The 7,545-nt window shown below is 62.7% G+C and carries 6 protein-coding genes; all 6 read right to left on the bottom strand.

All coding sequences use genetic code 11. The features are described 5' to 3' along the window. Window positions 1–461: 461 nt before the first annotated feature. Entirely contained in the window at window positions 462–1,907 is a 1,446-nt protein-coding gene (locus ASH01S_RS12640; protein ID WP_067928771.1) for an NAD-dependent succinate-semialdehyde dehydrogenase, read from the bottom strand. A 101-nt stretch (window positions 1,908–2,008) separates the two neighbouring features. Next, a complete protein-coding gene (locus ASH01S_RS12635; RefSeq protein WP_067928769.1) occupies window positions 2,009–3,133 on the bottom strand; it encodes a zinc-dependent alcohol dehydrogenase family protein in 1,125 nt (374 codons plus the stop codon). A 111-nt stretch (window positions 3,134–3,244) separates the two neighbouring features. Continuing rightward, on the bottom strand, window positions 3,245–4,090 hold the full coding sequence (ahlS, locus tag ASH01S_RS12630; RefSeq protein WP_067928767.1) for an AhlS family quorum-quenching N-acyl homoserine lactonase: 846 nt from the start codon (window positions 4,088–4,090) through the stop codon (window positions 3,245–3,247). A 159-nt stretch (window positions 4,091–4,249) separates the two neighbouring features. Further along, window positions 4,250–4,945 (bottom strand): Rpn/YhgA-type helix-turn-helix domain-containing protein, encoded by a 696-nt coding sequence (locus ASH01S_RS12625; protein WP_067928765.1) that lies wholly within the window; start codon window positions 4,943–4,945, stop codon window positions 4,250–4,252. A gap of 36 nt (window positions 4,946–4,981) precedes the next feature. Next, complete coding sequence (gene prpB / locus ASH01S_RS12620; protein ID WP_067928763.1) at window positions 4,982–5,899, bottom strand: methylisocitrate lyase; 918 nt, start codon at window positions 5,897–5,899, stop codon at window positions 4,982–4,984. Between the two features lie 119 nt (window positions 5,900–6,018). Continuing rightward, complete coding sequence (locus tag ASH01S_RS12615; RefSeq protein WP_067928788.1) at window positions 6,019–7,461, bottom strand: bifunctional 2-methylcitrate dehydratase/aconitate hydratase; 1,443 nt, start codon at window positions 7,459–7,461, stop codon at window positions 6,019–6,021. Between the last annotated feature and the right edge of the window lie 84 nt (window positions 7,462–7,545).

Raw genomic sequence — 7,545 nt, 5'->3', positions numbered from 1 at the left:
CCCCCCCCCCCCGGAGGGGGAATATGGTTTTTCACCCATATTCTGATTCACTCCGCAATACGGCAGCATTCTCTGGTCTCTCTCCTTTGTCCAAGAAACGCTCAACAGCGGCGCCAATCGGGGGCTGCCGCTGCTGTAAAAGATTCTATATGCCGATTCATCCCGTGGCAGCCCGGTCTCCCGTACCGTGTCTCCGTCCGGGACCCGCGGCTTTGCTTCCGAGCATTTCTATTGGTTGGCCATGATGGCCGGAATTTATTGGTAGATATTCTTGGCATGTGCCACCGACATGTTACGACACAATGTGCCACAATGCAAGACAAAATTCGCTTCGTCTGGGCCGCCGGCGCGCTCAGCGGGAGCGCGGCAAAACGGCCTGCTCCGCCGTCTGGCGCACAGGCCGCTCTCACCCTTTGCACGCGGCTCGCTTCGACCGCGTCGAAATATGCCGGGAAACCCGATTAACTGAGAATGCCACCCAGCGACACGTACTTAATGTCAAGGTACTCTGCGATCCCGTACTTGCTGCCTTCTCGGCCAACACCCGATTCTTTCACGCCTCCGAACGGCGCTTGGGCAGTAGAAGGAATGCCGTCGTTGGCGCCGAGAATGCCATACTGCAGGCGCTCCGCCAAGCGGAACACGCGGCCGACGTCGCGAGTGAAGTAATACGCAGCCAAGCCGTAAGGAGTGTCGTTGGCGTAGCGAACAGCCTCCTCCTCGGTATCGAACGGCAGCACGGCCGCCACCGGGCCAAACGTCTCCTCCTTCGTGATGAGCATGGAGTGATTGACGTCGGCCAAGACGGTCGGCGTGTAGAACCAGCCCGGCGCCGGTTTTGCCTCCCCGCCGACCACCAGGCGGGCTCCCTTGGCGACGGCGTCCGCCACGTGGCGCTTCACCTTCTCAATGGCCGCCGGCTCAATCAGCGGCCCCACTATCACGCCGTCCTCCAGGCCATTGCCCACCCGCATGCTGCCCATCCGTTCGGCCAGTTTCTGCACGAACTCTTCGTAGATGGGGCGCTGCACATAGATGCGGTTGGCGGAGACGCACGTCTCGCCCATGCCGCGCATTTTGCAACTGACCGCGTTCGCTACGGCCGCCTCCAAGTCCGCGTCCGCAAAGACGAGGAACGGGGCGTGGCCGCCCAGCTCCATGGAGACGCGTTTCACGGTGTCGGCCGCCTGGCGCATCAAGATCTTGCCCACCTCGGTCGATCCGGTGAACGACACCTTCCTGACGCGAATATCGTCCATGATCACCTTGGCCAGTGCGGGCGCGTCGGTGCCGACGAGGACGGAAAGCACGCCTTTGGGCAGTCCGACCTCCTCCAAGATGCGCGCCAATTCCAACGCGGACAGCGGCGTGAGCTCGGACGGTTTTATGATCATCGTACATCCAGCGGCCAGCGCGGGCCCGAGCTTGCGCGTGATCATAGCTGCCGGGAAGTTCCAGGGCGTAATCGCAGCCGTGACACCGACCGGCCGCTTGATGACCAACAGGCGCTTGTCGGGCGAACTGGAGGGAATCGTGTCGCCGTAGACGCGTGTGGCCTCTTCCGCGAACCAATCCAAAAACGACGCCGCGTAGTTGACTTCGCCGCGCGCCTCGGCCAGCGGCTTGCCTTCCTCCATGGTCATGATGCGCGCCAGCCTGTCCGCCTCCGCCCGCATCTTGACGGCCGCTTCGCGCAGGATGCGCGCGCGGTCTCCGGCCAGGGTGTCCGCCCACTCGTCCTGAACGGCCGCCGCCTTGTCAATCGCCGCCTGCATGTCTTCGGGCGTGGCGTTGGGCACCGTCGCCACGACCTGTTCGGTGGCCGGATTGACCACGTCGAACGTCTCCTTGGCGAAGCCGTTTGTCCACTCCCCGCCGATGTAGTTCTGATAGGTTCCCAGTTCCATGGCTGGCCGTCAACTCCCCCTTGACAAGGTTGTCCGAAGCGGCGTCCACAGGCACACGCGCCTCGGGTACACCGTTTCGGACATGCGCGTAGACGCGCGTGTTACATGCTGACTACTAGCCGGGAGACTTCTCCCCGGTCGAGTCGATCAAAACCCCTGTTAATGTCCTCCAAAGGCAGGGTGGCTGTCAACAATCTGTCCACTGGAAGCCTGCCCTGCTTAAACAATTCGATAAAGCGCGGGATGTCCCTGCTAGGAACACAACTGCCGACGTAGGACCCTTTGAGGGTGCGCTCTTCCGCTGTCAAGGTCACCTGTGGGAAGGAGAAGTGATGGTCCGGATGCGGCAGGCCGCTGGTCACGGTGGTCCCGCCGCGGCGCGTGATGGCGAAGGCAGTTTGCAGCGCCGGCACCGCGCCCGCGGTTTCAAACGCGTACTCCACCCCGCCCCGCGTCAGCTCGCGAATGCGGCGGGTGACATCCGGATCGCGCGCGTCGAACGTGTCCGTGGCGCCCAGGCTCTCGGCCAGGGACAGCTTGTCGGGATTGACGTCCACGGCCACGATGCGGGCGGCCCCGGCCACGCGCGCACCCAGCAAGGCGGACAGGCCGACGCCCCCCAGCCCAACGATGGCCACGCTGGCTCCCACCGGCACGCGGGCCGTGTTGACCACGGCGCCGACCCCGGTGATAACGGCGCAGCCAAACAGGGCCACTTGATGAAACGGAACGTCCGTATCCACCGGAATCAGCGAATTGCGGGCGATGACGGCGTATTCGCTGAATCCGGATACACCAAGGTGGTGATGGATGGGCGATCCGTGCAGCGACAGCCGGCGCGCGCCGGACAACAGGGTCCCCTCGGTGTTGGCGGCTGCCCCTGATTCGCACAGGGCGGGACGCCCCTCCTGACAGGGCAGGCAGTGGCCACAGCTAGGCACAAACGCGCAGACCACATGGTCACCGGGGCGCAGGTCGGTCACGCCGGGCCCCACTTCCACCACTTCACCGGCCGCCTCATGGCCGAGCGCCATCGGCGTGGGGCGCGGGCGCGATCCGTTGATGACCGACAGGTCGGAGTGGCAGAGGCCTGCCGCCCGGATGCGCACCAGCACCTCGCCGGGGCCTGGCCCATCCAGGTCCAGGGTCTCGATCTTCAGCGGCTGGCTCTCCGTGTACGGAGTGGGCAGTCCTATCTCATACAGGACTGCGGCTTTCGTCTTCATCGTGCATCCCCCTTTCGCGATGCTGGAAAACGGATTCCGCGCCATCCGAATTCGCCCGCAGCAAGCCCAGGCGTCTCGGGAGGCGCCCAATTCCGAGCGTTGTCGGCGCGCTTACTCGTAATACCCTTCGTCCGACGTGCGGAAGGTCGCGAACTGCTCGGCGTCGTGCCCAAACCAAACCTCTGCCCTGTACTCGTTGGCCAGCGTGCGAATGCGCTCGACCGTGCGGACGAAGCCGACCGAATCGTAGAGGATGCCCGGCGGCTTGACCGGGGGTCCGTAGCTCTCTTTGGCGTAAATCGCGTCCGAGGCGAGGATGATATTGCCTTTCTCAGGCAACTGCACGTACAGCCCCAGCATTCCCCAGGCGTGGCCGCTGCCGAAGTTGAGCACGCGCACGCCGTCGGCCAGCAGGAGGTTGTCCTCGTGCCGCTTGATGGTGCGCCACTGCAGGTTGTTGCGAATCCAAGCGTCGATGTCCGCCCAAATGTAGGCGCCCGCCTTTTGGTTGCGCGCATAGACTTCCAACGCCCCATGAAATTCGTCCTCGTGAACAATAATAGTCGCATTCGTGAACATCTCGAGGCACCCTGCGTGGTCAAGGTGCAAGTGCGAGGCAATCACGTACCGAATGTCCTCCGGCCGGACGCGCAGTTGCTCAAGGCGGTGGTGCAGGTAGCACTCCTCATTGGCGGTCCAAGGAAACTGCGATTGGGTGACTTCCGCCCAGCGCCCGCTCGGGCCCATGGAGTTTGGGTTGCAGGATGTGTCGAAGAGAATCTTGCCTTCCGGGTGGTCAATCAGCACCGTGTAGATAGGGAATTCCACCATCTCGTTGGGCCGGTTGGGTTCCTCGGCGGTGGCCGGGTTGTGCATGGCAATCATCCAGTTCTTGTCCATTCGCATGCGCCCGTTGTCCATCACGTACAGCTTTGGATGCGGTTTCATAATGTTCATAGCTTCATCACCTCACACGGTTCATGGTCGATGTCTATGAACGATCTGTCCGCCACTAGAACAGCGTAGCTCTGGATGCATGCCACGAGACCGGCGATTCTATGGAATTCCCAGTAACAAACGCACCGAGGCATGAACGTGAGGTCATTTCAGAAGGCATCAATGGATTTGCCGACGGAGTGCTTCAATTTCCTCCCGGGTCAAGCCGGTTGTCTTGACGACGACATCAAGGCTGACTCCTTCGGCGAGCAGCTTCAGAGCCACCTCCTGGCGGCCTTGCTGAATGCCTTCTTGGCGGCCTTGCTGGATACCCTCCTTGCGTCCCTGTTCAAGACCCTTCTGCCAACCTTCCTGCTCCGCCTCCTCCATCAGTTCACGAACCACGTCCGTCATCCCCATTGCCTCCTTCAGGAGTTGTCTCTGGTTATCTGTCATGCTCCCGCCGCTTAACCCGAGAATCAAGGCCGTGACGTAGTTTTGCTCCTGCCGGTCCGGGATGCTCTGCGTTAATTCCAGTACCTCACGAAATACCTCGTCCCCAGACCGGGTTTGAAAGTGCATATGAAACGCGAACGCCAGACGGACTCGGTCCGATTCAGTCCAGTGGTTCGAGTTCAGGTGTCTCCGTACCGTATCGAGAACCGCATCGCCGTCCAGCTCGCTGAGAAACACGTTGTCAATCCGGTAGATGGCGGCACCGATGTCAAGCAAGTCCGGCGCCGTACGAACATTCCCGGTATACAACACCACAGTCCGAACCTTTAGGTCAAACCGTTCGGCCAAGGCGACGTCGTAGGAAAGAAACCGATACAGCGTACGCTCCCGCCATGCCCCAGCCAGCCCACCACCCGACACTGCCCAGAAGCTCCGGACCGCCCTCCGGAACCGGCGTCAGCTCCCGATTTCAGGCAACACCGTTTTCGCGATGTGGTTGTCCAGGTCTTCGTAGTCGTAATAGCGGATGGTCTCATACAGTTCCTTGCGGGTCTGCATGTCCTCCAGGGATTTCGCCTGCGTCCCTTCTCTGAAGATCTCCTGGAACACCCGCTCGTAGGCCTTGGCGGCCACGCGCAGCGATGTGACCGGATAGATGACCATTTTGAAACCCCAGGAGGCGAATTGCGCGGCCGTGTAGTAGGGCGTTTTGCCAAACTCGGTCATGTTGGCGAGAAGCGGGACGTCCCCGCCCAGCTCCCGGCCGACGCGGGCAAACTCGTCTTCGCTGGACAGGGCCTCGGGGAACAGCCCGTCGGCGCCGGCGGCCACGTACTGGCGCATGCGCGCCAGGGCAGCGTCCAGACCTTCCACCGATTTGGCGTCGGTGCGGGCAATGACCACCAGCGAAGGGGCGATCTCCTTGATGGTGCGGATCTTCTGCGCCATCTCCTCCGCCGGAATCAGTTTCTTGCCGTTGAGGTGGCCGCACTTTTTCGGCATCTCCTGGTCCTCAATCTGAACGGCGGCAACATTGGCCTCCACCATCTCGCGCGCCGTGCGGGCCACATTCAGAATCCCACCGTAGCCGGTGTCGATGTCCACCAGGACCGGCAGGCCGGTCGCCCGCACCAGGTCGCGGGCGCGTTCGGCCATCTCCGTGGACGTGACGATGCCCAAATCGGGCAGCCCGCGGCTGGCGGTATACGCGGCGCCGGACAGGTAGAGGGCCTGAAACCCGACCTTGTGCGCGACCAAGGCGGCCATCGCGTCGTGGGCGCCGGGCATCTGCAGGATTTGCGGCCCGTGCATCAGTTCGCGAAAGCGCTGGGCCAGCTGCGATTGGTCGGCTTCGTCTCGTATCAACCAGGACAAGGGAAGTACCTCCTAGACGGTTGGAATCGCGGACCGGGCGGAGGGCCCGACGGGTCTCCGCCCCTGTCCATCGTGCTGGGCTGACATCCGGCCGTTCAACGGCAACAGTCTATCATCTGTCAGATCACAAACAGGTCCATGAAGTCCTGCACGTCGGTGCGCATCAAGCGCTCCTCGTCCTGAATGAGTTGGACAATCTGCTGCACCTGCTTTCCCGGGAAACGGGTCTCCAGGTTGGCACGAAACTTTTGCTCCAGTTTGGGCATCGCCTCGGCGCGGCGGAAGCGGTGCCCGAGCGGATAGTGCTGCTCTACCTTGTCCGTCTGACTGCCGTCGCGGAAGTGAACCTGAATCGCGTTGGCGATGGAGCGCTTGTCAGGATCTAGGTAATCGCGGCTGTACTGTTCATCCTCGACTACCACCATCTTCTCCCGCAGCCGGTCAATGCGCGCATCCGCCGCCACATCGTCCTCGTAGTGCTCGGCGGTGAGCGTGCCAAACAAGAGCCCGATGGCCACCACGTACTGGATGCAGTGGTCCCGGTCCGCCGGGTTGTGAAGCGGCCCGGTCTTGTCGATGATGCGGATGGCCGACTCCTGGGTGAAAATCGTGATGCGGTCGATGTCGTCGAGGCGGTCCTTGACCTGCTCGTGCAAGGCGATGGCGCACTCGGCAGCCGTCTGGGCGTGGAACTCGGCCGGATAGGAAACCTTGAACAGCACGTTCTCCATCACGTAAGACGACAGCGGCCGCTGCAGGGTCAGGCGCTTGCCGCGCATCACCACGTCCTCAAAGCCCCACCCCGGCGCGGACAGGGCGCTCGGATAGCCCATCTCACCCCTCTGCGCCATCAGGGCCAAGCGCACCGCGCGGCTGGCGGCGTCCCCGGCTGCCCACGACTTGCGCGATCCGGTGTTCGGCGCGTGCCGGTAGGTGCGCAGACTGCCGTTGTCGACGAAGGCGTTGGACAGGGCGCTTTGCACTTCCTCCCGACTCCCCCCGAGCAGGGCGGTGACCACGGCAGTGGAGGCCACCTTGACAAACAGGACGTGGTCCAACCCCACCCGGTTGAGGCTGTTCTCGAGCGCCAGCACGCCCTGAATTTCGTGCGCCTTAATCATCGCGGTCAGGACCGCTTTCATGTCGAGGCCCGGTTTGCCGCGGGCGGCGCGCTGGCGGCTCAGGTAGTCGGCCGTGGCCAGGATGGCGGCCAGGTTGTCAGACGGATGGCCCCACTCGGCGGCGAGGAAGGTGTCGTTGTAGTCCAGCCAGCGGTTCATGGCGCCGATGTTGAACGCCGCCTGGACCGGATCGAGCTCGAAGGAGGTGCCCGGCACGCGCGCGCCGCCGGGCAATGTGGCCCCTGGAACCAACGGACCCAGCAGTTTCGTGCACTCCGGGAAGCGCAGGGCGAGGATGCCGCAGCCGAGCGCGTCCATCAGCACGTAGCGGGCTGTGGTGTAGGCTTCCCGGCTGGTGATCTGGGTATCCAGGACGTAGTCCGAAATCTCGGTGATGAGCGCATCATACGGATGGGACTGCGGGTTTCGATTCGCTGGCACGTGAATGTCTCCCTTTCTCGTGTTGATCATGCGAAAGGCCGAGCACGACGAAGGCGTGGACTCTCTTGTTATGATACCAAGGTT

The organism is Alicyclobacillus shizuokensis NBRC 103103, assembly GCF_001552255.1.
Taxonomy (GTDB): Bacteria; Bacillota; Bacilli; order Alicyclobacillales; family Alicyclobacillaceae; genus Alicyclobacillus_G; species Alicyclobacillus_G shizuokensis.
Note: the sequence above shows the minus strand (reverse complement) of the source record. Positions and strands in the feature narration are given on the sequence as shown.

Coding starts and splice junctions, on each gene's coding strand:
- ASH01S_RS12640 (WP_067928771.1), bottom strand. CDS start 1,907: ATGGAACTGGGAACCTATCAGAACTACATCGGCGGGGAGTGGACAAAC.
- ASH01S_RS12635 (WP_067928769.1), bottom strand. CDS start 3,133: ATGAAGACGAAAGCCGCAGTCCTGTATGAGATAGGACTGCCCACTCCG.
- ahlS (WP_067928767.1), bottom strand. CDS start 4,090: ATGAACATTATGAAACCGCATCCAAAGCTGTACGTGATGGACAACGGG.